Here is a 25,079-nt window from a genome sequence, read left to right on the forward strand (position 1 = left end):
GTGAAATCAATCCCTACACATCACCCGCTGGCGCGCCTATCTTGCCGCAAAGCAGGCGAAAGGCGCATCTTTGGTTATCACGACAATTGCCGACCAGATTACCCGGACGGTGGAAGGGGTCAGCGACACGCTGACTGCCCCGTTTTCCGATCCGGTGATCCGGTTGGGTGTGACGGGGCTGAGCCGGGCGGGCAAGACTGTGTTTATCACTTCGCTTGTGGCTAATCTGATGGATCGGGGGCGCATGCCGCAGCTTCAGGCGGCGGCAAATGGTGCAATCCAAACGGCCTACTTGCAGCCGCAGCCCGACGATACGGTGCCGCGTTTTAACTACGAAAGTCATCTTGCCCGGTTGACGGCCAAAGAACCGACCTGGCCCGACGGCACGCGCCAGATCAGCGAATTACGTTTGTCGCTGCGCGTACAGCCCAGCGGCATGCTGTCGGGGTTTTCCGGGCCACGGACGGTGCATATCGATATCGTCGATTATCCCGGCGAATGGCTTTTGGATCTGGGGCTGTTGGACCAAAGCTATGCCGAATGGTCAGTCGCGGCACTTGACCGTGCGCGGGGGCGGCCCGGGGGCGATGATTACGTGGCTCTTGTGGCGGGCGTTGATCCGACCGTCAGGCTGGATGAACCCGAGGCACAGGTCTTGGCGGAACGCTTCACCGCGCATCTGCGCGAGGCGCGCGCCGCGGGCTTCTCCGATTGCTCTCCCGGGCGGTTCTTGTTGCCCGGTGATCTGGCAGGATCGCCGGTGCTGACCTTTGCGCCCTTGCCTGATACGCGCACGCCGCGCGGATCATTAGGGCGGGAGTTTGAGCGGCGCTTTGAAAGCTACAAGCGCAATATCATCCGCCCCTTCTTTCGCGACCATTTCGCCAAGATCGACCGACAGATTGTGCTCGTCGATGTGCTGGGCGCGATCCATGCAGGCCCTGCCACCCTCGACGATTTGCGCAGCGCGATGGCGCGTATCCTTGGTGCATTTCGGCCCGGCAAGAACGCCTTTCTCACGCGCATCTTTCAGGGGCGGCGGGTGGAGAAGATCCTTTTCGCCGCGACCAAAGCCGACCACCTGCATCATAGCCAGCACGCCCAATTGACCGCGATTACCCAGGCCCTTTTGCGGGAGGCAAAAGATCGCGCTGATTTTGCCGGCGCGCAAACAGCGGCGATGTCGATTGCCGCTTTGCGCACCACGGTAGAGGAAACCGTCGATCATCGCGACGGGCCTTTGGACGTCGTGCGGGGGCGGCTTTTGGAGAACGGCAAACAGGCGGCATTCTATCCCGGCAAACTGCCCGATGATCCGACGCATCTGCTGGGTCCCGCCCGCAACGGGTCTCAGAAATGGTTGGATGCAGATTATAGCGTCATGAATTTCGCGCCCGCCCCGCTCACCCTGCGCCCCGGCGACGGGCCACCACATATTCGGCTGGACAAGGCCGCACAGTTCCTCTTGGGGGATCGGCTGTGATCCTGCGCGCTGCGATGAAGGCGGATATCGCACCGATTGCCCGGATCATGGGGGATTGGCGGGCTGAGACGCCTTACATTCCCGATCTGCATAGCCGGGAAGAGGACGTCGCCTTCATCCGCGGCGTTGTTGCCTCTCAGGACGTTTTGGTGGCCGAAAAGGCCGATGACGTGCTTGGGTTCATTGCGCGAGATGATCGCGAGATCAGCCAGCTTTTCCTGACATCTTCTGCAAGAGGGCAGGGCATTGGCAGCGCCTTGTTATCGAATATGAAGGAGCGTGTTGCACATCTAACGCTGTGGTGTTTTCAGGCGAACCTAGGCGCGCGTCGTTTTTACCAGAGGCACGGTTTCAAGATCGCATTCATGACTGGCGGCCAGGACAATGCCGAACGACAGCCCGATATCCGTTACCAGTGGAGCCGATCTTCATGAGCCGTGGTCCCGTTCTTATTGATCTAGAAGATGCAGAAGCAGCACAGCCCGCATTGGCGCCTGCAGTGCCGGATGACGATATTGCTGCGCAAGGTGAAGCGATGCAAAAGGTCGCGGCACTTGCCACGCGCCGAGCATCGCCGCTTACGCGATGGTTCTGGTCATTGGCGCTTGCGTTGACTGGCTTTGTCCTGTCCTTGGCGGCGTGGGACTATGTCACCGGACTGCTCGCGCGGTCGCCGCTGTTGGGTGGGATTGCGACGGTGCTGATTGGATTGATCCTGGTGATCCTGATCATCGTGGCGATACGGGAACTGGCCGCCTTTGGCCGGTTGCGCAAACTGGACGCCGTGCAACGGCAGGCCAATGCCGCGCTGGAAACCCAAGATCTGAAAGCGGCCCGCGCGGTCGTGACTGCCCTGGAACAGCTATACAAGGATCGCGCCGACACCTCTTGGGGTCGCGCGGAGCTAAAGCAGGCGCGGGAAGAGGTGCTGGACGCAGACGGGCTGATTGGCCGGGCCGAGACGGCGTTGCTGGCCCCGCTTGACGCGCGCGCGGCGCGTGAAGTGGAGGCTGCTGCCCGGCAGGTTGCTACCGTTACAGCGATTGTGCCGCTCGCACTTGCAGATGTGTTCGCGGCACTCACCGCCAATCTGCGGATGATCCGGCGCGTGGCCGAGATCTATGGAGGTCGGTCGGGAACGCTGGGCAGTTGGCGGCTGACGCGGACGGTGCTGACCCATCTGGTGGCGACAGGTGCTGTGGCCGTGGGCGATGATCTGATCGGGTCTGTGGCAGGGGGTGGCATGCTCTCCAAAGTCTCGCGCCGATTTGGTGAGGGGGTTATCAATGGCGCCCTGACTGCGCGCGTGGGCGTTGCGGCGATTGAGGTTTGTCGCCCATTGCCTTTCCACGCAACACCGCGCCCCTCGGTCACAACGCTCGTCCGGCACGCGCTGGCGGGACTTTTTTCGTCGCGCTAGTGAAAGCGCGGCGCGGGTCCGAGCGGCAGCAGCCCCATGGACATGAAGCCGTCACTGAAATTGATCGGCACGACCAAGACTCCGTCAGCATTAACCATGCCGCGCGCCATGTTGGATAAGGTCGGGGCGACACCCCGGTCAATCGCGCCCATCGCCACGCACAAGTCGATGATGGTCTGCCATTCAGCGGTACGGAAAGTGATGCGCCCGTCAGGTGCGCCGGTCGCATCTACGTCGAACGCGCCAGAGGCTTGCAGACCAATATCGCCCCAGCGCATGTCGAACTGGTGCAGCACGATCCGTTCTAGCACGGGTTGGTCGTTTGGATCTGCAAATGCATGACGGTCCAGCGTCCTGTCCAATGTGACCGCGGCGTCAAGCGCAAGCTGATCAACCACATTTGCCAGCGTCCCAGTTGGATCAACTTGCTGCACCACGGAAATGGGGAAGGTGATGCCGCTTGCTGTCACATCAAGATCATAGGTGCGATCCTGGTTCGGCGTAGCGGTGACCGCACCTATCGCATTGTCGAGACCGGCTTGCCACCCGGCATCCGCGCGAATGCGTGTCTCTTTCGCTGTGATGTGTGCGGCATCAAATTGCAGCGCCATGTTGAATTGCGTCGCTGCCGTTAGTTCCAGCACATCGCTTTCAATCTGGAAGGACTGATCACCAAGGTGCAGTGTCTGCGTATTGGGTAGTTCGGCGGCAAGGCGGGTTGGCTGCAGGCTCGGCGCGGAAAGGCGCAGATTGGGTGCCTGCCAGGCCCATACGTTCCCGGCCGCCACAATGTCTATGTCGCTGCCTTTCAGATCAAAATCGCCGGGGAAACCAGATGTCTCCAGCGTTTCAAATTCAACCTGCCAGCCCTGGGCGCGCGCTTGCGTCAGGCCATTGCGGATCACCTGATCAAGCGTCCGGGTCACGCCGAACCAGTAGCCGCCGTAAAGCAGTACTAAAATCAGGGTCCAGATGATCAACCGGGCCATCCGCGTCCTCCATCATCGCGCTGCGAGGGATGTAGCGCGATGGTGGGCGCGACGCTACCGGGTCGCCTTTCGACCCGCTGCTTCGAGCGAAATGATGACACTCAGCCCCCCATGATCGGCGGAGCGCTCCAGTGTGACGCTGCCGCCATAGGCCTGGACAAGGTCATCTACAATCGCGAGGCCAAGGCCCGTGCCGGGTTTGGCAGTATCAAGGCGCTGCCCACTTTGGGTGGCTTTCGGCTTGTCCTCTTCCGCGATCCCGGGTCCGTCATCTTCGATGGTGATCATGATTCGGTCGCCGTCGCGCCGCGCGGAAAGATGGACGTGGCCGCCCGAAAACTTCACCGCATTGTCCAACAGATTGCCGGTAATCTCTTCGAGGTCGCTTTTGTCGATCCTGATGCGCAGTCCGGGGGCAACATCGGATGACAAGGTGCGCCCGGCATTCCGCGCCAGCGCGGTAAAGGCGCGGACCATGCGCGTTAGTGTCTCGGTCCCCTCGGTGACCACGGGCATGGCGTTCTGCGTGTCATCCGCGCGCATGCGGGCAAAGGAGCGCTTCAATTGCGCATCAAGCGTATCCAGCGCATTCATAGCATCACTCACATCCTGGCCGTTCGCCTGCAACGCGCCAAGCTCGTTGCGCATAATGGCGGAGGGCGTCTTGATCGCATGCGCAAGGTCGGCGGCCTGTCTGCGCGACCGGCCAATGATCTCCTGATTGCGCTTGAGCAAGGTGTTGATATCAGTCACCAATGGTGCGACTTCAACCGGATAGGCGGAGGCCTCCATCCCGTCTACATCGTCCCACCGCCGCATCACATCGGCCCGCAATGCATTCAGGGGTTGTAGTACTACCGTGACCTGAACCAATGCTCCGACAACGCCAATGGTGCAGATGATCAGAAAGGCGAGCAGCAGAGTTTGCCTCAAATTCGCGATATTCGCATCGAGGACGTCGACATTTGATGCAACCTGCACGTGCCAGTTTGATCCATCCTCCAACGTCAGCCATTGCGCAATGCCAAACAGGTTTTCGCCGTTTGCAGCGGTAAACTCCCCAACTTCTGTGTCGTCGCCGATGTTTTCGGCGCGTGGCAGAAGCGTTTCGACCAACGAAGGAGATGTCAGCAACAGGCCCTGATCATTCTCAATCTGCCAATATTGCCCCGAAAAGGGCCGCGCATAGGCCGGGTCGCTCAACCGGCGCAGCAGGGCATCAGGATTGCCGCTATAATTGCCGACCGCCACCAGAGCCTGCACATGCCGGTTGGTCACCTGATCTGCAAAACGTTGATTTGTGGCTGAGAGCGTGTAGGACCATAACCCGGCGAGGCCCAGCACAATTGTGACCGCGGCCCATAGCATGCCGCCGGCAACTGCACGGCGGCGCAGGGAGATCATGCCGCCGCTTTAATAACGTAGCCGCGCCCGCGTACTGTTTCGATCAAGTCGTTGCCGAGTTTCTTGCGCAAACGGTTCACGAAAACGGCAATCGTGTTGGAATCCCTGTCGCCATCGAACTGATAGATGTGCTCAGAGAGTTCCGTGCGCGACACCAGCCGCCCGGAATTGTGGAAGAGATACGACAGCACCGCCACTTCCTGCGCTGTAAGGTTCTTGGGAATGCCGCTCACGGTCACCTGATTGTTACGGCTGTCAAAGCTCACGTCGTCCTTGTGGAACACCGGGTTTGTCTGCCCCGCCTTGCGCCGGATCATCGCACGGACACGCGCCGAGAGCTCTGGCATGTGAAACGGCTTGGTCAGGTAATCATCGGCACCGGCGTCCAGCCCGTCAACGCGATCTGACCAATCGTTGCGCGCTGTCAGGATAATGACTGGCGTATCAACGCCTGTCGCGCGCAAATGCTTCAGGACGGTGATGCCATCCCGCTCCGGCAGGCCGATATCCAGAATAATGACGTCATAGGGTTCGGTTTCAGCCAGGAATTGTGCTTCGATACCGTTCGGGGCCACGTCAACGACGCGGCCTTCGGACTTCATCACACTTCGGATCTGATCGGCGAGCACGGGCTCGTCTTCGGCAAGCAATATACGCATGACAACGGTGTAAAAGTCGCTGGTGGCAGAAGTTTGACGAGAATTTGGCCGGCTCGTTACAACCTATTTGTCTGAGCCGCCCGACATATCGAGCTTGCCTTCGAATGTGCTGGCTGGTGAATGTTGCGCATGGTCGCTTGTGCCGTTCGCGTCTAAAGAAAATTCGACGATTGCACGTCCGATTTCCGTCGTGGGCGCGATGATTTCACCGCTGGTGCCATAGAGCATGAGTGGACAGAGTGTCCCGTCTCCTTGCCGCATGAGAACGCGGTATATCACTGCACCTTGCAGGTCGAACGCCCGTACATCGAGGACTTCTCCGCCGATATGTTTCTGCACGTCCGCTATCAAATGATAAGAGGCGATGGCCCGCTCGGCGGCGATTGCGTGGCGCAACTCCGCTTGGTTTAGTTCCTGAATATCTGCCTTTGCCGCGGAAACAACGGCTGAAAACGCGATGATTGTGGCAGCAACCCTGTGTCTCATATATATGCTGGCTCATGAGCGACAGACAGATCGCCGGTCAGAACCTTTTTCCGCTAGTCTGGCCGGCGCGATACGCCATTTACCGCACGCGCATTGTTGTCAAGGCGATCCAGAATTTCGTCAACCTGCGGAAAACGGGCATCCGATCTGGCGATCTCGGGCCGGGCAAAATCGACCATGTGGACATTTGTGTCAGCGTCGTCAGTTCGCGGTTTTGAAGATGGTGCGCCGCCTGCGCTGCTTGCACAAGGCAGATAGGTATCATCATCATCCTGGAAGAACCTGCGTACGTCTAACATTTCCACTCCTTTACCGAAACAACAGGTGCGTTGACCTGCACATCCAGTGAACCCCGCTGACACTATGCCGACACAGGCATGAACCGAGTAATAACATGCCATTCATTTTGGGTTCATCTTGGCGCGATGCAGGAGAAGTGTTGGTCTTAGGTGGATGTATTTATGCTAAAATTCTGATTTTAAATGGAATTTGTTCCTTCTCCGGAGTTGTAAATGTGGCGTATCATGCGCCTCATTTTTGCAACACGTCACAGTTTAAGGTTGTGTTAACTAATCTGATGCAGCCCTTAATTTCATAGCAACCAGAATCTGAACCGAATCGGTTCGCCTGCCTCCATTGACAATGGCGCAAGTCAGCGGTCCTGATAGGCCACTATGCTCCGTCAAATGCCGACCATCGCTGCCACCCGCGCCGGTTTTTCCTGGGACATCCCAGATCACTACAATATCGGCGTCGATATCTGCGACAGACATGCAGCACGCGATCCGGATGCAATTGCCATTATCGATGTTGCCGCCGACGGATCGGCGACCAATCACTCCTTTGCGGCTTTGCGTGATCTGTCCAATCAACTGGTCCATGTTCTGTCCGCGCAGTGTGAACGGGGCGATCGGATTGCGGTGCTTTTGCCGCAATGTGTGGAAACGGCTGTGGCCCATATCGCGATCAGCAAGATGGGCGGGATTGCCTTGCCGCTGTTTACGCTGTTTGGGCCGGACGCGCTCCTTCACCGATTGCAGGATTCGGGCGCGAAGGTTCTGATCACCAATGCCGAGGGACAAGAGAAAGTGGCCGCGCTTCGGGAGAAGCTGCCCGCGTTGCAGACAATCCTATCGATTGAAGGTGACGGGGCGGAAAACCTCTACGCACGCTGTGCGGCACAGCCAACGCAATTCACGCCGGTCAAGACACGTGCGGACGATCCTGCACTTTTGATCTATACCTCCGGAACAACCGGTGCACCGAAAGGCGCCCTGCATGCCCATCGGGTCCTTCTGGGCCATCTGCCCGGCGTCGAGATGAGCCATGATTTCTTCCCGCAGCCAGGGGACCGTATCTGGACCCCGGCTGATTGGGCGTGGATTGGCGGATTGCTTGATGTGCTCATGCCCGCCTTGCATCACGGCGTGCCGGTTGTTGCGTGCCGGTTCGAAAAGTTCACTGCACGTGCCGCGTTTGATTTGATCCGCGATCACGGTATCCGCAACGCCTTTCTGCCGCCCACCGCGCTCAAGCTGATGCGGCTTGAGACACCTGATGCACCAGTACCGATGCGGTCTGTGGCCAGTGGCGGCGAAACCTTGGGCAAAGAGCTGATCGCTTGGGGTCAGCAGGTCTTTGGCACCACGATCAACGAATTCTACGGCCAGACCGAATGTAACATGATCGTTTCATCCTGCGCGGCGCTTGAACCTGCAGAGCCGGGTGTGATGGGTTTTGCGGTGCCGGGCCATGTGGTGGACGTGATCGACGAAACGGCGGGTCGGCTTTGTGAGATCGGTGAAGAGGGGAGCATCGCCGTCAGGGCACCGGACCCGGTGATGTTCCTGAAATACTGGAAGCGGCCCGACACAACGGTCGAGAAATTCGCGCGGATTGGGGGCGATGAGTGGCTGCTGACAGGCGACAAAGGGGCCAAGACAGAGTCTGGGCGCATCCGGTTCATCGGTCGCGGCGACGATATCATCAGCTCCGGCGGTTACCGCATAGGCCCGGCGGAGATTGAGGATTGTCTCATCACCCATCCTGCCGTGCAAATGGCTGGCGTTGTGGGGATGCCCGACGCGATCCGGGGTTCTGTCGTTGCGGCCTATATCCAATTGACCAAGGGTCATGCCCCATGTGACGTGCTTGCCAAGGACATCGCCGCCCATGTCAAAACGAAACTGGCGGCATATGAATATCCGCGGGTGGTGCGCTTCATCGACAACATGCCGCTGACCACGACGGGCAAGATCATTCGCGCAGACCTGCGCGCGCGGGCCGAGGCAGAAGCGCGACGCAACGGAACGGACACCTCCGTTTGACAACCCCCCCGCATCGGCAAAAGCTGCCGGCGGGAGGACAAATCATGCATAGCGATGTGGTGATCATTGGCGGCGGTCTGGCGGGACTTGTGGCGGCGCATGAGCTGGTCTTGCGCGGCAAGACCGTCACGATCCTTGATCAGGAGGGGCGGCAGAACCTGGGCGGGCAGGCATTCTGGTCCCTGGGTGGGCTCCTGATGATCGATACGCCCGAACAGCGGCGGATGCGCGTGAACGATAGCCACGCGCTTGCGACGAATGACTGGATGGGCTCGGCGCAATTCGACCGCCCGGAAGATCATTGGCCCCGCGAATGGGCGAAGGCCTATCTCGATTTTGCGGCAGGTGAGATGCGGCCATGGCTTTACAGCCTTGGCATGCGCTGGTTTCCCATCGTCGGCTGGGCCGAACGTGGCGGCAGTTTTGCGAATGGTCACGGCAATTCGATCCCCCGCTTTCACATCACTTGGGGTACGGGGCCCGGCGTGCTGAAACCTTTTGAGGCGCGCGCTTTGGAGGCTGAGAAGGCCAGAAGGGTGGAATTCGGCTTCCGTCATCGCGTGACCGGTTTTGACATCACAAACGGAAAAGTCGCTGGTGTCTTTGGCGAGGTGCTGGCGCCCGATGATGCGGTGCGCGGTGCGGCAACCAACCGCGATGTAATCGACCGTTTTGACATCAGAGCGGATCAGGTCATCGTCACATCAGGCGGGATTGGCGGGAATTTCGATCTTGTCCGGCGCAACTGGGACGCCTCGAAATCTGGACCTTTACCGGACAAGATGGTGTCCGGCGTGCCTGAACATGTGGACGGATTGCTGCTGGATATCCTCAAGGAGGCTGGCGGAGAACTGATCAATACTGATCGGATGTGGCACTACACCGAAGGGGTGCAGAACTGGGACCCAATCTGGCCCAAACATGGGATTCGCATCCTGCCGGGGCCGTCATCAATGTGGTTTGATGCGACCGGTGATAGGCTGCCAGCACCCTGCATGCCGGGGTTCGACACGATGTCGACACTGCATGAGATCTGCAGACGTGGTTACGACCACACATGGTTCGTGCTGACCCAAAAGATCATCGAAAAGGAATTTGCGCTATCCGGGTCAGAGCAAAATCCCGACCTGACAGGCGGAACATGGCGCGGTGTGCTACGGGAGCGGCTCGGCAAAGGGGCAACGGCGGCAGTTGAGGCGTTCAAGGAAAAGGGCGAAGACTTTGTTGTTGCCAATGATTTCGACACGCTTGTCGGCGGTATGAACCAGTTGGGTGGCAATCTGATTGATCCTGCAAAGCTGCGTGCCCAGATTGATGCGCGGGACGCGCAAATTGACAATCCGTTCACGAAGGACGCGCAAGTGACCGCGATCCATTCCGCCCGCAACTATCTTGGGGACAAACTGATCCGGACGGCCAAGCCGCATAAGATTCTCGATCCGTCCAACGGGCCGCTGATCGCGGTGAAACTGCATGTCGTCACGCGCAAGACGTTGGGTGGTATTCATACCGACCTTGACGGGCGCGTCTTCGCGCCCGGCAGTCGGACAATAGATGGGCTTTTTGCCGCTGGTGAGGCGGCTGGCTTTGGCGGCGGAGGCTATCACGGCAATAACGCGCTTGAGGGCACGTTCCTGGGCGGTTGCATCCATTCCGGTCGCCGAGCGGGCCGCTCAGCAGGATAGGCTCTGGCCTCGGAACCGCCCATGCGGTCAACCCGACCCGCAGCAATTAATTCAAAATGGAATCACTAATTCCGGGCGTATGTGTGAAAACACACATTCCTGCCTCGGCAACGCATTTAAACCCCGTTTCGGGAAGTCATCTGTCGTAGCCAGTCAGGAGCCTTACATGTTTGCATTTTCGCCTGCCATCCCGTCGCGCAATGACCTGGATTGGTGCTGGTACCTGCGTCGGCAGGGCAAAGCCGGGGAAATGCTCGAAAGGATTCTGCACGACATAGGCGTCATGCATCCGGGCGGATGGGCGGATTGGGCGCCCAGCACGCTGACCGAGACGGGTGCGCCGGTGACACTGACTTTCCACAAAGGTGATCAGGGTCTTGAACTGATTACTGAGGTGGCCGATCCGTCGAGCGACCCGACAAATCGCGTGAATACTGTTTGCAAGATCATGCAGGATCTCGGCGCGGAACTGCCATCGGCCGCATTGCGTGATGTGATCAGCGCCGCACAAGGTGATGTACAGCTACGCTACGGCGCGCGGCTGGGTTTGCGGCATGATGGCACCAATTGCGAGGTGATCCTTTACGCAGAATTGCCCGCTGCGGCCAGTGACCTTTTGGGCCTGATGTCGCCCTCACCGATCAAGCCGGTGCTTGAAGCGGCGGGCGAAACTGCAAAGACAACCATGCTGGCTTACAATGCCACGACGAAAGACATTACGATTTACTGGTTGGTCGAGGGTGCAGATCGCACCATCCTCCCCAAGTTGGCGGCTCCGGCGGCGGTATCTCATGACGCGCTGTCCCGGGCGATTGACGAGATGACAACTGCTTCCTCAGGGTCGGAGCTGCCAACACAAAAACTCGGTTTCAGCTACACCACGAAAAAGGCTGGCGGCGCACCGGAACTGAACCTTTATTTTTCGGCCAAGCATCTGTTTGGACATGATGACGAGGTTGAGCGGCGCGTGCGGGCCTGTGGCGGCGATGAGATCAGTGCCTACATCAATTTGATGGACATTCGGTGTGAAGCACCGGGCGGACGCGCACGCCATACGCTGGTGACAATGACCGCGCATCAAGAGGCGGACCCGACGCTGGCCATCAGCGTTGCGGCACCCTGGCATTGCCCGTTTGAGGTGATGTAGCTGACGACATAACCGAGCCGGGTACGGGCGACCTGAGGGCCGCTCTTGCAAATACCGGCTTGGAAGCTGCGTAAAGTGGCCTATAGTCGCACTCCGTCAGGAGGTGCGCGAAATGAGTCTGTCTGCGTGTCGTCATCCAAAAACATGGATTGAAAGCCCCGGATGCGGGCCAAAAAGGCGGGCACTGCCATGACGCCCGCCCAGCTTTTTACCTATGATCTGCCTTTATTTGCTGGGCTTACGGAGACGGACCTGGAAGGGTTTGATCTTGGTTTGAGTGAGTTATCGCTGCAACCCTGGCAAACCATTTTCGACCAGGATGATGCATCGAACGATCTCTATTTCCTGCTGTCCGGCGCGCTTCTTGCAGTTCTCTGGACGAGCGAAGGCCGTGAAATTGTCTTCTCGCGTTTCAGAATTGGCGCCTATTTCGGGGAATTGGCTGCGTTTGACGGGGTCCCACGATCATTGGCCGTTGTCGCCAAGACTGAAGCGCGCGTGCTGGTGATGAAGCGAAAGAGTTTTCTGAAGCTCTTTAACGAAGTGCCGTTGATCCGAGAGCGTGTCGCGCTCGAACTTGTTTCACGCATTCGTATTCTGACTTTGCGCAACCTTGAGATGACGACGCTGACCGTAGAGCAGCGCGTTGGCGCGTATCTTTTGCGGCTTGCAGCAGAGCATGGCGGCGTGACCACCGGGGCTGTGATCGAAAACGCACCGACCCATGCCGAAATCGCAGGCTCCATTGGGGCCAATCGTGAGATGGTGAGCCGTTCAATCAGCAAATTCGCCAAACGCGGCGCGATCAAATCCTCGCGCCAGCGCATCGAAATCTGCGATCCTGAGACGCTCACGGAAGAGCTGGGTGACGTAATGTCAAGGGAATACGATTTGGCCAAAACCTAGCCACATTTTCGTCCTATAAAGCGCTTGGTAAGGTATCGTATCGAGCAAAATAATGAAAATTGTCAGTATTTTAGGTGCCGAGGTGACGCTTATGTTAATGGGCGGATCGGTTGGTATTATCAGCCTGATCTTAGGGTGAATTAAGGCGCAATTGTGGCGTGTCCTGTCTGAGCAGCCGCAGAGGTCAGGACCCACGCAAGGTATTCAATCAAGTTGGACTGGCGAGGGCTGGTGCGATCCCAGTAACTTTGTTGTTGGAACCCGCTGTGGGCAATTGATCCCAATCGGTGACCACTTACATAAGCCGCATAGGTCGTTTCGAGGGAGAATTCGCATAGGTCGTTTCGAGGGAGAATTCATGCATTTGCGTCATGCCGCCGCGGCGTTTCTCATTTGTTTGGGCATGCCAGTAGCGGCGCAATGCGTGGGCGCCAGTTATCTTGACCAACTTGATCCTGCCAGGCGCGCTGCACTGGCCGAGGCGGCGGATGCGCTCCCTTTCAGTGAGGGCACAATGTGGACCGCCACAAGGGGTGCGGACACCATTACCGTGGTCGGTACGATGCATATCTACGACCCGCGGCTTGAGCCGATCTATGATGAGATCAGCGACGAAGTCGCGGCTGCCGACCTGATCATGCTGGAGGCCACGCCCAAGGAAGAAGCCGAGCTACAGGAACTGATCATCACCGACCCCGACCTTTTGTTCATTACCGAAGGGCCCACCCTGCCGACCCTGCTGGACGAGGAAACCTGGGGGCTGATTGCCAAGGCCGCGACTGACCGCGGCGTCCCCGGTTTCATGGCGGCCAAGATGCAGCCCTGGTATCTGTCGTTGATCCTGTCGATCCCGCCCTGTGCGACGCAAGACATGCTCGCCGGTGATCTGGGACTTGATCACATGATCAGCGAGGGTGCGATTGAAGCTGGCGTTCCTATGCAGGCCCTTGAGCCGATGACGACGCTTTTTGAGGTGTTCCAAGACAGCACTTTCGATGAGCAGATCGATATGCTGATGGTCAATCTCTCAAGCCCGGTTATCCAGCAGCAGATGTTCGTCGCCATGCTCGACAGCTACTTCGCGCAGGATGTGGGGACCTTGTGGGAGATGTCGCGCATTGCCATGACCGAAGTGCCCGGTGTGGATGAACAAACCGCGAAAGACATGTTCGCGAATATCGAGGATTCGTTGCTTATCAAGCGCAACCGCAACTGGATGCCGGTGATTGCCGATGCGGTTGCCGAGCACGATGATCTGGTTGTCGCAGTGGGAGCCGCGCATCTGATTGGGCAGGAAGGCATTCTGCAGTTCCTGCAGGATGATGGCTGGACACTGACACGGATCGAGTAACTTCCGCTTTGTCCAAGGCGCGGGCTTAGACATCGCCGAAATCGGCGATACCCTGACGTCCGGCGTCGGTAAGATCATAGACACCGCGCGAGACGCGCTGAAACCAACCGTAATGGTCGGCTGCCATAATGCGTGTGGCGTCAGGGACTTCGGCCCATGCCTTGACCTTTGCCCCTTTGGAGGGCCCGTGAACCGCCAGAAACCGTGCGCAACGCAGGGCGTCCTGCCGGTAGCCGGTCACAATCCCATGCCGGGTCGCACCGCCTTCATTTGGATCCCCCTGAAGCCGATCAAAGGCGCGCAACAATCGGGTAGCCTTCTTCTTTGATTTGCGCGGCGCGTAGCCGCCCGGATCGGCTAGCACCTCGACATGTCCGTCGCGCAACCGCACGGTCATGACGCCCAGCCCAACGCGCCGTGCCAACTTCACGTTGGCTTGCAGAGCTTTGCTTTTGCGTCCTGCGGGGATTGCGAGATAGACGTGATCGGTAATCGCCAAACGGTCAATCCCCTGATGGAACAAGGCCAGTGAGAAGCCTAGCTTCAGTTCGACGATGACCGGGTCTTCATCGCCCCGTCGCGCCACAACATCTGCCGCCCCAACCTCACCTTTCACCTGATAGCCTTGCCTTTGCAGATAGGCCTTGATGGGTGGGTAAAGGTCGGATTCTTTCGGCATGCAAACTCCCTTGGCGCCAAGAAATGGCAATTGCAATGCGGGGGCAAGCCCCGCCGCATGGACGGCGGGGCCGGGATTTATCGTCCGCCCTGTCGGCCCGGAAAGCGGGGCGGGCGTTTGCTGTCGCGGCGGGCACGGTTGAGGCCTTCGGGCAAAGCACTTGTCCCGCGCCCAAACGGATCTGGGCGGTTTGCACGACGATTTTTGATTTTGGACACAAGATTTGCGCCCGGCTTGCGGGGTTTGGGCGTTTTACGGGGCATGGTTGGCACCTTCGTAGGAAATGGAAATTCGGGCCGGAGACGGCCAAAGTTGTCGCCCTCAGGCGTTACGCATATGGTCCATTGTCAGGGTGCTCCTCAAAAGGGGGGTGGGGTCAGGTGGCGCGGATTAAGCGTGCTGGTCCATCGTCAGGTTCCTCCTTTTGGTGGCTTTCGCATATCACAGCTATCGACAGATGGTCAAACCGCCACGATGGGGTGACAGCCCCAACCGGCCCTCGTATACACATGGCAAATCCAGCTTCATTAGAAAGTAATGCTCATGACAACGCTTGTTTTCGGCCACAAATCCCCCGACACGGACAGCACCGGCTCGCCCCTGATTTGGGAGTGGTTCCTGAACCACACAGGGTTTGACGCCAAAGCGGCCCTGCTAGGTGAACCGAATACCGAAGCGAAGTTCGTGGCTAAACGCTGGGGCTTTGAACTGCCCGACGTGATCGAGGATGTGAGCGATGACCAATCCTGCGTCATCGTTGACACCAACAACCCGGCCGAGCTTCCCGGCAACATCAACAATGCCGACGTCTTGGCGATTATCGACCACCACAAGCTGGCTGGCGGGCTTGAGACAAAGAACCCGATCAACATCACCGTGCGCCCGCTGGCCTGCACCGCGACAATCATGCACCAGATGATGGGAACCCATGCCGACCATATGCCTGAAGGCGTGAAGGGGCTGATGCTGTCGTGCATCCTGTCAGACACGCTCGCCTTCCGCTCGCCCACCACCACAGAGATGGACAAGGAACTGGCCGAAAAGCTTGCTGCTGATCTGAAGGTTGAGATTGAGAAATACGCCGGTGAAATGTTTGAGGCGAAATCGGACGTTTCTGCCTTCTCCGATGCTGAACTCTTGCGGATGGACAGCAAGGAATACGGCGTCGATGGCAAGAAATTCCGCGTGTCGGTTCTGGAAACCACGGCGCCTAACATCGTGCTGGATCGCAAAGCCTCCCTGATGACCGAAATGCCCAAGGTCGCAAAGGAAGACAAGGTGGACGAGGTGCTGCTTTTTGTTGTCGACATCCTGAAAGAAGAGGCGACGATGCTAATCCCCAATGACATGGTCAAAGGGGTTGCCCAAAAGTCATTTGCAGCCCAGGTGGACGGTGACAGCGTCGTTCTGCCCGGCATCATGAGCCGGAAAAAGCAGATTATTCCCGCCCTCAAAGTCTGACACCACAACTGGGCCGTCATTGCACACGCTTTTTGGCCAAACAGGTTCTTGCATGACCCAGATTATCGAGAGCTTCGCCGAGATTTCGGGTAGCTATGATGCTGCTTTCGTTGATCTTTGGGGCTGCATGCATAACGGCCTGCATGCGTTGCCGGAAGCGGTGAGGGCGATGCAGATGTATCGCGCAAATGGCGGGCTTGTGGTGCTTGTGACCAATTCGCCGCGTCCGTGGGATTCTGTTGCGCGGCAAATCCATGGATTGGGCGTGCCGGACAATGCATGGGACGCTATCGCCACATCAGGTGACAGTGCGCGTGCTGCGATGTATCGCGGGATTGTTGGTGAAAAGATCTGGTTCATGGGTGAAAGTCCGCGGGATGATGACTTCTTCCAGCCTCTGAAGATCATCGAAAAACCAGCCGATATCCAAAAGGTCCCGCTGGAAGAGGCGGAGGGGATCGTTTGCTGCGGTCCATTTGATCCGCTTGCGGATGTCGCCGTAAACCGCCCGGAATTCCTTTATGCAAAGCAAAAAGGCCTGAAACTGCTGTGCGCCAATCCGGATATCGTGGTTGATCGTGGCGATGTCCGTGAATGGTGTGCGGGGGCCTTGGCTCAGCTCTATACTGAGATGGGTGGCGAAAGCCTCTATTTCGGCAAGCCACACCCGCCGATCTATGACCTGGCGCGACGTCGGCTCGCTGCGTTAACAAATGCCCCATCCGATCCGCGCATTATCGCCATCGGTGACGGGATCGGTACGGATATTCTGGGCGCGCAGCAGGAAGATATTGACGCGCTCTTTATCTCGGGCGGTCTCGCGGCGGCTGAGACAAAGACAGACCGGCAACCGGACCCTGACGCGTTGGAGGGCTATCTGCAATCGCACCAGATCAGCACACTCTATGCGATGGGCCACCTGCGGTAGAAGAATCGCTTGATTTTTCTGCAGCTGCGAAGTAATAAAATTTCAATATAAATTCACTACTGGAATTTTTGTTACTTGATGGAGCCAGATATGCTGGACAATGCCCCGCGCGGAACGATCTGCATCGAAGACATCGAAATCGGCATGGTCCGGTCGCTCCGCAAGGTGGTGACGGATCGCGATATCCAACTGTTTGCCGAGGTCTCGACCGACCGCAACCCGGTCCATCTGGATGAAGATTACGCGCAAGAGACGATCTTTGGCGGTCGTATTGCGCATGGTATGCTCACGGCGGGCCTTGTCAGCGCGGTGATTGGTGAGCAGCTTCCCGGCCACGGCACGGTTTATCTGGGCCAAAACCTGAAATTCCTCGCCCCCGTGCGCCCTGGCGATATGGTGCTGGCAGAGGTTGAGGTGACGGATATTGACCATGCCAAACGGCGCGTGACGATGAACACCCGCTGCCTTGTCGACGACAAAAAGGTACTGGTCGGCGATGCCACCGTTCTCGCGCCATCTCGGAAATTCGACTAGCGCTCATCAAGCCTGCGGCTCTCTGCGCGCGAAAGCCCGAAAGGGCTGCCGAGCGCCGCTTGCAAGGGTCAGCCCTCTCAGCTACCCAAGGCCATGCGCATCATCCGAGACACTGCCTTTATCGACCCCGCTGATCGTGGTGCAGCTGCGGCAATCGGGAATTTCGACGGTGTGCATATCGGGCATCAGGCCGTCATTGACCTGACGCGTGAGGCTGCCACAGTGGCACACTCGCCGCTAGGGATCATGACGTTCGAGCCGCATCCGCGCAGTTATTTTTCCAATGATCCCAAGCCCTTCCGTTTAATGAATGCCGAAGCCAAGGCAAACCGGCTTGCCAAGCTTGGCGTCGAGAAACTGTATGAGGTGCCGTTTAATGAGGCCCTCGCTGGTCTCAACCCGCGCGAATTTGCGCAAACGATCATCGCAGACCAACTCGGTCTCAAGCACGTCGTGGTGGGCGCTGATTTCTGCTTCGGCAAAGGGCGCGCAGGGACTGTGCAGGACCTGCAAGCCTTTGGCGCGGAAATGGGTTTTGGCGTGACCATCGCCCCCATCGTTTCCATCGACACGGCCAGCGTATCGTCCACCGCGATCCGACAGGCGCTCAGCGACGGCAAACCGCGCGACGCCGCCGCTATGCTGGGCCATTGGCACCGGATTGAAGGCGAGATTATTCGCGGCCATCAGCGCGGGCGCGAGCTGGGCTATCCTACGGCCAATATGTCGATTGCCGGGCTGCATCCGCCGAAATTCGGAGTCTATGCAGTGAAGGTGGATGTGCTGGATGGGCCGCATCAAGGTGCTTATGATGGTGCGACCTCGATCGGTGTGCGCCCGATGTTTGGCGAGAATCTGCCAAATTGCGAAACATTCCTCTTTGATTTCAAGGGCGACCTTTATGGCACGACCCTGTCGGTCGCCTTGGTCGATTTCCTGCGGCCTGAGTTGAAGTTTGACGGGCTGGATGCGCTGATCACGCAGATGGAGGCCGATTGCGATCAGGCGCGCCAGATCCTCGCCCATGTCTGATATCGACCGCAAGCACCTGAAACCCCGCTTCTGGGAAACCACGCCCATGGCCAACATGACCCGCAGGGAGTGGGAGGCGCTTTGCGACGGTTGCGGGAAATGCTGTCTCAACAAGCTCGAAGATGAAGAGGGCACTGTCGCGCTCACCCGCGTGGCGTGCAGATTGCTCGACGGTGATACCTGCCTTTGCACCAACTACCGGGACAGGCATCAATATGTGCCCGAATGCATCGTTCTGACGCCTGAGACGATTGAGAAGAACATGTACTGGTTGCCGCAAACCTGCGCCTATCGGCTGATCTATCAGGGACGGCCGCTTTACGATTGGCATCCGTTGATCTCAGGCGATCCCATGTCCGTGCACCGCGCGGGCGTTTCCGTGCGGGGGATGACGGTGCCTGAATTCGAGGTCGATGAAGACGACTGGGAAGATCATATTATCGAGGAGCCGCTTTAGATGTTCTTTGCCTCTGACAATGCAGGACCCGCTCATCCGAATGTCATCGATGCGCTGATCAAGGCGAACCAAGGCTACGCGATGGGCTATGGCGCTGATCCGATCATGGAGGAGGTGCGCGGGCAAATTCGCGAGATTTTTGAGGCGCCGGAGGCTGCCGTTTACCTGATCATCAACGGCACGGCGGCCAATTCCGTTTTGCTCGGCACGATGTCACAGCCTTGGCAGACGATCTTCTGCAGCGATTGCGCGCATATCCATGAGGACGAGTGCAACGCGCCGGAATTCTATACCGGGGCCAAACTGACGCTGGTGCCGACCGCAGAAGGCAAGATGGATGCGGATGGCCTGCGTACCAAGGTGCTCGCCGAGGAAAACCGCGGTGTGCATGGCCCCCAGCGCGGTCCGTTGTCACTCACGCAGGTGACCGAAAAGGGCACGCTTTACGCCCTTGATGAGATCAGGGCGCTGACCGGAGTTGCGCGGGAATACGGGATGAAGACCCATCTGGATGGCGCGCGATTTGCGAATGCGTTGGTCGCGCTCGATTGTTCAGCGGCTGAGATGACGTGGAAGGCGGGCGTCGATACGGTCAGCTTTGGCGGCACGAAGAACGGCGCGCTGGGGGTTGAGGCCTGCGTGGTCTTTGATCCCGACCTTGCCTGGGAGTTTGAGCTGCGCCGCAAGCGAGGCGGGCATCTGCTGTCAAAGCACCGCTATCTGTCGGCCCAGATGCATGCATACCTTGCGGATGGGCTGTGGCTGGATACGGCGCGCGCGGCTAATGCGCGTTGCGTTCAGCTTGCCGAGGGTCTGCGGGGACACAATGCGGTGCAGATGCTGTTTGAACCGCAGGCCAATATGATCTTCTTCCAGATGTCGCGTGCAGAGCACAAACGCATGCTCGACGCAGGTGCGGTCTATTACGTGATGAGCGGTGATCCAGAAACCGGTGACTCGGATGAGCTGCTGATTGGACGGCTGGTCACAGATTGGTCGATGACCGAGGAAGGCGTTACGCAGTTCCTTGATCTGCTGCGCGGATGATCTGCGCCACCTCTTCCATATGGGTCAGCGGCAGCATGTGCGCGGCACCGGCTACCACGTGATCGCGCGCCTGCGGTATCCGTTCAACCAGACGCTGATGGATCGCGGAAATGACCGGTTGGCTGTCCGCCCCCCGGATCAGTGTCACGGGGATATCCAGCGCCTCAAGCCTCTCGGAGGAGGTGATGCCGTCCGCATCTTCCTCAATCGCAGCAGCGCCCGCGACGATCAGGTGAATGCGCTTGGTGAGGTAAGTGCGCAGGCGTTGCGGCACATCCTCCCAAGGCGTCGCACCCCAGAGGCTGTTGAAGACCTCCGCCGCACGCGCTTCGTCTCCCGCCAGCATTGCCATGACGAAGGGGCGGAAGGCCTTTGCGTGCTGGTCATGTTCCGCTGTGCCCTTCGCGGCGGCGAAATAAACCGGTTCGATCAGGGTCAGGCGGCTGACCAGATCAGGACGCGTCACCGCCAGACGCAACATGGCTGTGGCTCCGAAGGAATGCCCGATCAAATGGGTGGGGCCGTCGCAAAGCGCTGCCGCAGCGTCTGCCACCAGGCCCTGATACTCAGTCTTGCCGTCCCAATCGGCGCTTTTCCCATGGCCTGGCATGTCGAACAGCGTGACGTGCCCGCCAATCGCCTCGGCCAGCGGCAGCAAGCGATCATGCCGCGCCAGTGCGCAATGCACCATAACCGCCGGTGCACCGGCGCCCACGGTCACGGCATGCACCGCATGGCCGGAAATGTCGGGCATCAGAGCTTGCCGGAAAGATACGCATCCAGATCGTCGATCCGGTCCTCACCCCAGAAACGCTGATCAGTGTCGGTGATAAAGAAGGGCGCGCCAAAGGCCCCTGCACTCACCGCGTCTTCGAGGTTTTTGGCGAATGTATCGGCGCTCGTCATCATGTCCTTGTCCGCAAGGGCAGGATCAAAGCCCGCCTTCTCCAGACAATCGCGCACCACGTCATCCAGGCTGATATCCCGCTCTTCCGCCCAGCAGGCGGAGCCGAATGCATGCACGAGCTTGGCGACGTCACCGCCGCTATTCTGCGCCGCAATAATCGCATAGGCCGACGGCGCACCATTGGTCGGCCAGAACATCGGCTTGGGGTTCAACTGTAGCCCGACAACCTTGGCCCGACGCACAAGGTCCTGCAGGCGGTATTCCTGCCGGTTCGGGTGTCTGTCTTTCGGCGGTATACCACCTGTGCGTGTAAAGAGCGCCATAATATCAAGCGGTTTGTACGTCATCGTCGCCCCGTGCTTTGCCGCAACCTCGGCTGGCCGGGTGCCGCTGAGATAGGTGAAGGGTGACAAAGTTGCAAAGTAGAAGTCGATATGTGGCATTTGCCGCTCCGTGGACAGACTGTATTCTTTGCCGGACGGTAACCCTGTGCTAGCAGGTGTCAACGCCACGAATCTGTTACAAAGGCGTTGCGCCCCGTACCTTCTGCCAGAGGACCCGAGCCCCCATGCCAACGATGTTTGAACCGAAGCTGATTTCCGGCAACGCAAATCAGCCGCTTGCCAGTGCCATTGCCCGCCGCATGTCGATGCATCGCGGGATGGAGGTGGGCCTGTGCGATGCGCGGGTGGAACGGTTCAATGACGGTGAGATTTTTGTCGAGGTGTTTGAGAATGTGCGTGGCGAGGACATGTTTATCGTCCAGCCCACGTCGAACCCCGCCAACGATAACCTGATGGAGCTATTGATTATCGCAGATGCGCTGCGCCGGTCCTCAGCGGCGCGGATTACGGGCGTCATCCCCTATTTCGGCTATGCACGACAGGATCGCAGGTCCAAGGCCCGCACGCCGATTACGGCGAAGCTCGTGGCCAATATGCTGGTCGAAGCCGGCATTGAGCGCGTCTTAACCCTGGATTTGCATGCTACGCAGATCCAGGGTTTTTTCGATATACCCGTCGATAACCTCTATGCCTCACCCATCTACGCGCTGGACGCGATGCACAATTTCCGGGGGCGGATGGATCAGGTCATGGTCGTCTCACCCGATGTCGGTGGTGTAGCCCGCGCACGTGACCTCGCCCAGCGGATCGGCGCGCCGCTTTCGATTGTGGACAAACGCCGTGGCAAACCAGGCGAGGTGGCCGAAATGACCGTTATTGGCGAGGTCAAGGACAAGGTCTGTGTGATCGTGGACGACATCGTCGACACCGCTGGCACCCTTTGCAAGGCCGCCGAAGTGCTGATGGAGAACGGCGCAAAAGAGGTGCACTCCTACATCACGCACGGTGTCCTGTCCGGCCCGGCAGTGGAACGTGTGTCAAAATCCCTGATGAAAAGTCTTGTTATCACTGACACAATTCAGGCCACGGATGCCGTCAAAGGCTGCAGGAATATCCGCATCGTGCCGACCGCACCGATGTTTGCGCAGGCGATCCTGAACACGTGGAACGGCACCTCGGTCTCATCGCTCTTTGATCACAAGACGCTCGGTCCGATTTATGAGGGGCTCTATGCGGCTGAATAGCCTCGCCTAATAAAGCTCCCATCCCTCATCATTGGGCAGTTCCCCAAAGGAGGTCCAGGCCACCCGCACACGGGCGACCTGGGTGTCGGCCCAGGTGCGAAAGACAATCTCAAAACCTTCAGTCGTGATGTTTTCGGCCTGCACATCGGCGCGCATGTTTGAGGTGTTGGCGATGTCCCACATCGACAGGGCGACCTGCACATGAGGTGGGTTCAGATAGGGCTCGGCAAAGCGCACCGGCTCGCGCGCTTCCCTTGGGCCTTGGCCACGCCACATCTGCCCGTCATCTTCGAAATCCGAGAACAGGACCACATTCCCGTGGTCGACCCCAATCATTCCGCTGTTTAGTCGCTGCATGACCCCATTGGCCGACAAGGCAGTTTAACGCGCATGATGATGTCAAATCCGGCGGATGAGTGAAAACGCACGCTCATTTGAAAATAAGTTTTGGTTAATAAATCCCTGATAACCCGTTGACGCAAGGTGAATAGTGTTGAACGGGCAACAATGGGCGGAATGCGGATACGGGTTTGGATGGGCATGCTTGCGACATGTGCCATGGCCGCCTGCGGCGGAGGTGGCGGTGGGGGCACATCCTCTGGCGATGATGGCTCTGGCGGCGATACGGGTGGGGGCGGCGACACGCCCGACCCCATCCCCGTCGTCAGCCCGCTGAACATCGTGTCCGAGGCTGAAAGATTGGCTTACTACGACACCTTCCTGCCTGACTTTTCGGCTGTGAACGCTGCTGCAACAACGGGTTTGCCCACGGCCTTTGACGCGGCCGCGGTTTCGGGCACCGTCACCTATGACGGATATATGCAACTGATCATGGGCAACGCGACTGTGGCCGCAAATGTGATCGGCGATGCGATGTTGGAAGTGCGGTTTGACGGTGGCCCAGTCACGGGCTTTGCCACCGGCTTTCTGGGCGTCACCCCGGATGAGGCGATGGTCCGGCAGGTTGTGGCCTATGAAGGCACCATCGACATTTTCGGGGGTGGGGTGGTCGAAGGTGACGACGGATCGACCGACATCACGTTCGAGGTGGATGGCGCGCTGGACAATGGCGTGAATAACTTCGCCGTGAGTGGTGACCTGATCGGCGGTTTTTACGGTGATGGTGCCGAAGGGCTTTATGCGATCGGCAGCAACACTGGCGTGCACGGGACAATGACAACCGAGATTGACGGTGTGTCGGGGTCAGGCAATGTCGGGATTGGCACGCTTTCTGCGATCCGGCAGTGAGCGGAGTTGGGCCGCACCACGAAACTGCCCTGCGAGATGGTGATTAGTCCTTAGACCTTGCGAAGGTGAGATGCGTTTTTACGCGGAATTCAAGCATACCATCCGCGTTCGCATAACCCGCCAGCAATTCCCTGAGTTCGTCGGCGAATTGCGTGGTACGGTTACCAAGCGCCAAGGGCGAGAACGTATTTCGTGAATACTGGCATAGAATGAAATCGCCCACGGACTGCCGGATGGGCGGGGATAGGAATTCGAATGTGTCTATAATCGCGACATGGCGAAGGTGCTTGTCCCGCCATGCCAGCCATTCCGCTGAATCGAGTGACCACGCCGTCACCATTGGCACCCATTTCGCCAGAAACGCGCGCCATTCCGCCTCCCAAGGTGGTTCAAATGCCTGATCGCCCTCGACAAATGCCAAAAGCGTCTGGGGGTTCAGATGCGGTTTGAGCTTTGGAAACAGGCGGTCGCAATCCATCCAGTGGATGCTCGACGCAAAGGTGACCATGTCGAAGTGGCCTGACAGCGGCGCATCTTCGGCATTTGCGGCGATCCAGTCGATGTTTGGGGCATCCCCATTTTCCAACGATTGCCCAAGGGCGAGCATTTTTTCTGATGGGTCAACTGCGACCACGTTGTCAAACAAGCGCGCCAGCGGACGCGCCAGTTTGCCTTCTCCACAACCCAGGTCCAGAAGCCGCTTGGTTGATGCGGCGTGCTCCGCAATGCAGGCGTAGATCTGTGGTGCATAGGGTGGGCGGTGAACATAGTTGTCTGACAGCTCTGCTGACTGAAATGATCGGCCCGAAATGTCGTGCATGTCGATGACCCCGCCAGTTGCTTGTATGGATGTCGTATCGAACAGGGCCACACTCCCAAAGCAAAAAGCCCCGCGTCGGCGGGGCTTTTGGTCACAATAGATTTGGTTGCTCAGCCCTTAGGCGTCAGACCGATCTGTCCGCCAATCGCCTCCATATCCGACAAAAGCTTGGCGGCATCGTCCTGCACATCCGCCGCAGCATTGCTTGCGGCCTCTTTGGCATCGGCGATCATCTGGTCATAGACTTCTTGCGTCATTTCACCCGTCGGCAGCGCCTGCTCGGCCAGAACCGACACGCTGGCCGCTGTTATCTCGGCAAAGCCGCCAGACACCACGTATGTATCCGCACCGCCATCATGCACCACGGTCAGGATACCGGGGCGCAATGTGGTGATGGTGGGCGCATGATCGGCCATGGCCGTCATGTCGCCTTCGGTGCCGGGGATCTGCACCTCGGATGCGGTGACCGAGGCCAAACGACGCTCGGGCGAGACCAGATCGAATTGTAGATTTGCCATATC

27 protein-coding genes are annotated in these 25,079 nt (G+C 58.6%); 16 read left to right on the forward strand and 11 right to left on the reverse strand.

Translation table 11 applies throughout. From position 1 onward, the window contains the following. Positions 1-70: 70 nt before the first annotated feature. From SLH49_RS18115 to SLH49_RS18125, 3 genes are read left to right on the forward strand one after another with little or no spacing between them, the layout of a single operon-like run. The gene (locus tag SLH49_RS18115) at positions 71-1,483 is read left to right on the forward strand and encodes a YcjX family protein (RefSeq protein WP_320270564.1); all 1,413 of its coding nucleotides are present in this window, start codon (positions 71-73) and stop codon (positions 1,481-1,483) included. Further along, the gene (locus SLH49_RS18120) at positions 1,480-1,917 is read left to right on the forward strand and encodes a GNAT family N-acetyltransferase (protein ID WP_320270565.1); all 438 of its coding nucleotides are present in this window, start codon (positions 1,480-1,482) and stop codon (positions 1,915-1,917) included. The genes SLH49_RS18115 and SLH49_RS18120 overlap by 4 nt, the downstream gene beginning before the upstream one ends. Next, positions 1,914-2,903 carry a TIGR01620 family protein gene (locus SLH49_RS18125; RefSeq protein WP_320270566.1) on the forward strand — a complete coding sequence of 330 codons (990 nt, stop codon included), beginning with the start codon at positions 1,914-1,916 and terminating at the stop codon, positions 2,901-2,903. Before SLH49_RS18120 ends, SLH49_RS18125 begins: the two co-directional genes overlap by 4 nt. On the opposite strand, the gene SLH49_RS18130 is transcribed toward SLH49_RS18125, so the two are convergent. From SLH49_RS18130 to SLH49_RS18150, 5 genes are all read right to left on the reverse strand, one after another. Then, positions 2,900-3,892, reverse strand: a complete 993-nt coding sequence (locus SLH49_RS18130; RefSeq protein WP_320270567.1) for a DUF2125 domain-containing protein — start codon at positions 3,890-3,892, stop codon at positions 2,900-2,902. The genes SLH49_RS18125 and SLH49_RS18130 overlap by 4 nt on opposite strands. 54 nt (positions 3,893-3,946) lie before the next feature. After that, on the reverse strand, positions 3,947-5,296 hold the full coding sequence (locus SLH49_RS18135) for a HAMP domain-containing sensor histidine kinase (protein WP_320270568.1): 1,350 nt from the start codon (positions 5,294-5,296) through the stop codon (positions 3,947-3,949). Beyond that, the gene (locus tag SLH49_RS18140) at positions 5,293-5,955 is read right to left on the reverse strand and encodes a response regulator transcription factor (RefSeq protein WP_320270569.1); all 663 of its coding nucleotides are present in this window, start codon (positions 5,953-5,955) and stop codon (positions 5,293-5,295) included. Before SLH49_RS18140 ends, SLH49_RS18135 begins: the two co-directional genes overlap by 4 nt. 63 nt (positions 5,956-6,018) lie before the next feature. Continuing rightward, on the reverse strand, positions 6,019-6,351 hold the full coding sequence (locus SLH49_RS18145) for a hypothetical protein (RefSeq protein WP_320270570.1): 333 nt from the start codon (positions 6,349-6,351) through the stop codon (positions 6,019-6,021). A gap of 143 nt (positions 6,352-6,494) precedes the next feature. Then, on the reverse strand, positions 6,495-6,740 hold the full coding sequence (locus SLH49_RS18150; RefSeq protein WP_320270571.1) for a hypothetical protein: 246 nt from the start codon (positions 6,738-6,740) through the stop codon (positions 6,495-6,497). A gap of 375 nt (positions 6,741-7,115) precedes the next feature. On the opposite strand from SLH49_RS18150, the gene SLH49_RS18155 reads away from it, so the two are divergent. The 5 genes from SLH49_RS18155 to SLH49_RS18175 all read left to right on the forward strand — a co-directional run bounded on the left by SLH49_RS18155 (position 7,116) and on the right by SLH49_RS18175 (position 13,857). Then, positions 7,116-8,768, forward strand: a complete 1,653-nt coding sequence (locus SLH49_RS18155; RefSeq protein ID WP_320270572.1) for an AMP-binding protein — start codon at positions 7,116-7,118, stop codon at positions 8,766-8,768. 44 nt (positions 8,769-8,812) lie between these two features. Next, positions 8,813-10,453, forward strand: coding sequence for an FAD-binding dehydrogenase (locus SLH49_RS18160; protein WP_320270573.1), 1,641 nt, complete (start codon positions 8,813-8,815; stop codon positions 10,451-10,453). A gap of 166 nt (positions 10,454-10,619) precedes the next feature. Further along, positions 10,620-11,600 (forward strand): hypothetical protein, encoded by a 981-nt coding sequence (locus SLH49_RS18165; protein WP_320270574.1) that lies wholly within the window; start codon positions 10,620-10,622, stop codon positions 11,598-11,600. Positions 11,601-11,789: 189 nt separating this feature from the next. Next, positions 11,790-12,506 carry a Crp/Fnr family transcriptional regulator gene (locus tag SLH49_RS18170; RefSeq protein WP_320270575.1) on the forward strand — a complete coding sequence of 239 codons (717 nt, stop codon included), beginning with the start codon at positions 11,790-11,792 and terminating at the stop codon, positions 12,504-12,506. A 358-nt stretch (positions 12,507-12,864) separates the two neighbouring features. After that, a complete protein-coding gene (locus SLH49_RS18175; RefSeq protein WP_320270576.1) occupies positions 12,865-13,857 on the forward strand; it encodes a TraB/GumN family protein in 993 nt (330 codons plus the stop codon). Positions 13,858-13,882: 25 nt separating this feature from the next. Here SLH49_RS18175 and SLH49_RS18180 read toward each other — a convergent pair whose 3' ends face one another. Then, on the reverse strand, positions 13,883-14,536 hold the full coding sequence (locus SLH49_RS18180) for a DUF2161 domain-containing phosphodiesterase (RefSeq protein ID WP_320270577.1): 654 nt from the start codon (positions 14,534-14,536) through the stop codon (positions 13,883-13,885). 543 nt (positions 14,537-15,079) lie between these two features. Between SLH49_RS18180 and SLH49_RS18185 the strand changes: the two genes are divergently transcribed. The 6 genes from SLH49_RS18185 (at position 15,080) to SLH49_RS18210 (ending at position 19,995) form a co-directional block, all read left to right on the forward strand. Next, on the forward strand, positions 15,080-15,997 hold the full coding sequence (locus tag SLH49_RS18185; RefSeq protein ID WP_320270578.1) for a manganese-dependent inorganic pyrophosphatase: 918 nt from the start codon (positions 15,080-15,082) through the stop codon (positions 15,995-15,997). A gap of 52 nt (positions 15,998-16,049) precedes the next feature. Beyond that, positions 16,050-16,925 carry a TIGR01459 family HAD-type hydrolase gene (locus tag SLH49_RS18190; protein ID WP_320270579.1) on the forward strand — a complete coding sequence of 292 codons (876 nt, stop codon included), beginning with the start codon at positions 16,050-16,052 and terminating at the stop codon, positions 16,923-16,925. 90 nt (positions 16,926-17,015) lie between these two features. Next, entirely contained in the window at positions 17,016-17,459 is a 444-nt protein-coding gene (locus tag SLH49_RS18195) for a MaoC family dehydratase (protein ID WP_320270580.1), read from the forward strand. Between the two features lie 93 nt (positions 17,460-17,552). Further along, the gene (locus tag SLH49_RS18200) at positions 17,553-18,491 is read left to right on the forward strand and encodes a bifunctional riboflavin kinase/FAD synthetase (protein WP_320270581.1); all 939 of its coding nucleotides are present in this window, start codon (positions 17,553-17,555) and stop codon (positions 18,489-18,491) included. Continuing rightward, a complete protein-coding gene (locus SLH49_RS18205; protein ID WP_320270582.1) occupies positions 18,484-18,948 on the forward strand; it encodes a YcgN family cysteine cluster protein in 465 nt (154 codons plus the stop codon). Before SLH49_RS18200 ends, SLH49_RS18205 begins: the two co-directional genes overlap by 8 nt. After that, the gene (locus SLH49_RS18210) at positions 18,949-19,995 is read left to right on the forward strand and encodes a threonine aldolase family protein (protein WP_320270583.1); all 1,047 of its coding nucleotides are present in this window, start codon (positions 18,949-18,951) and stop codon (positions 19,993-19,995) included. Here the strand turns inward: SLH49_RS18210 and SLH49_RS18215 are convergent. Together SLH49_RS18215 and SLH49_RS18220 are read right to left on the reverse strand one after the other, a co-directional pair. After that, the gene (locus tag SLH49_RS18215) at positions 19,964-20,749 is read right to left on the reverse strand and encodes an alpha/beta hydrolase (RefSeq protein WP_320270584.1); all 786 of its coding nucleotides are present in this window, start codon (positions 20,747-20,749) and stop codon (positions 19,964-19,966) included. The two genes, SLH49_RS18210 and SLH49_RS18215, sit on opposite strands and share 32 nt — an antisense overlap. Beyond that, positions 20,749-21,345: a 2-hydroxychromene-2-carboxylate isomerase gene (locus tag SLH49_RS18220; RefSeq protein ID WP_320270585.1), complete on the reverse strand. Its 597-nt coding sequence runs from the start codon at positions 21,343-21,345 to the stop codon at positions 20,749-20,751. Before SLH49_RS18220 ends, SLH49_RS18215 begins: the two co-directional genes overlap by 1 nt. A gap of 125 nt (positions 21,346-21,470) precedes the next feature. Here SLH49_RS18220 and SLH49_RS18225 point away from each other — a divergent pair, with 125 nt between their 5' ends. Continuing rightward, complete coding sequence (locus tag SLH49_RS18225) at positions 21,471-22,490, forward strand: ribose-phosphate pyrophosphokinase (protein WP_320270586.1); 1,020 nt, start codon at positions 21,471-21,473, stop codon at positions 22,488-22,490. Positions 22,491-22,496: 6 nt separating this feature from the next. Here SLH49_RS18225 and SLH49_RS18230 read toward each other — a convergent pair whose 3' ends face one another. Further along, positions 22,497-22,847, reverse strand: coding sequence for an H-type lectin domain-containing protein (locus SLH49_RS18230; protein ID WP_320270587.1), 351 nt, complete (start codon positions 22,845-22,847; stop codon positions 22,497-22,499). A gap of 183 nt (positions 22,848-23,030) precedes the next feature. Between SLH49_RS18230 and SLH49_RS18235 the strand changes: the two genes are divergently transcribed. Then, the gene (locus SLH49_RS18235) at positions 23,031-23,738 is read left to right on the forward strand and encodes a hypothetical protein (RefSeq protein WP_320270588.1); all 708 of its coding nucleotides are present in this window, start codon (positions 23,031-23,033) and stop codon (positions 23,736-23,738) included. A gap of 43 nt (positions 23,739-23,781) precedes the next feature. Here the strand turns inward: SLH49_RS18235 and SLH49_RS18240 are convergent, their stop codons facing one another. Beyond that, on the reverse strand, positions 23,782-24,558 hold the full coding sequence (locus SLH49_RS18240; RefSeq protein ID WP_320270589.1) for a class I SAM-dependent methyltransferase: 777 nt from the start codon (positions 24,556-24,558) through the stop codon (positions 23,782-23,784). 110 nt (positions 24,559-24,668) lie between these two features. Further along, positions 24,669-25,076: a F0F1 ATP synthase subunit epsilon gene (locus SLH49_RS18245; protein ID WP_320270590.1), complete on the reverse strand. Its 408-nt coding sequence runs from the start codon at positions 25,074-25,076 to the stop codon at positions 24,669-24,671. Positions 25,077-25,079: the final 3 nt, after the last annotated feature.

It is taken from the genome of Cognatiyoonia sp. IB215446 (assembly GCF_033963825.1).
Lineage (GTDB): Bacteria > Pseudomonadota > Alphaproteobacteria > Rhodobacterales > Rhodobacteraceae > Yoonia.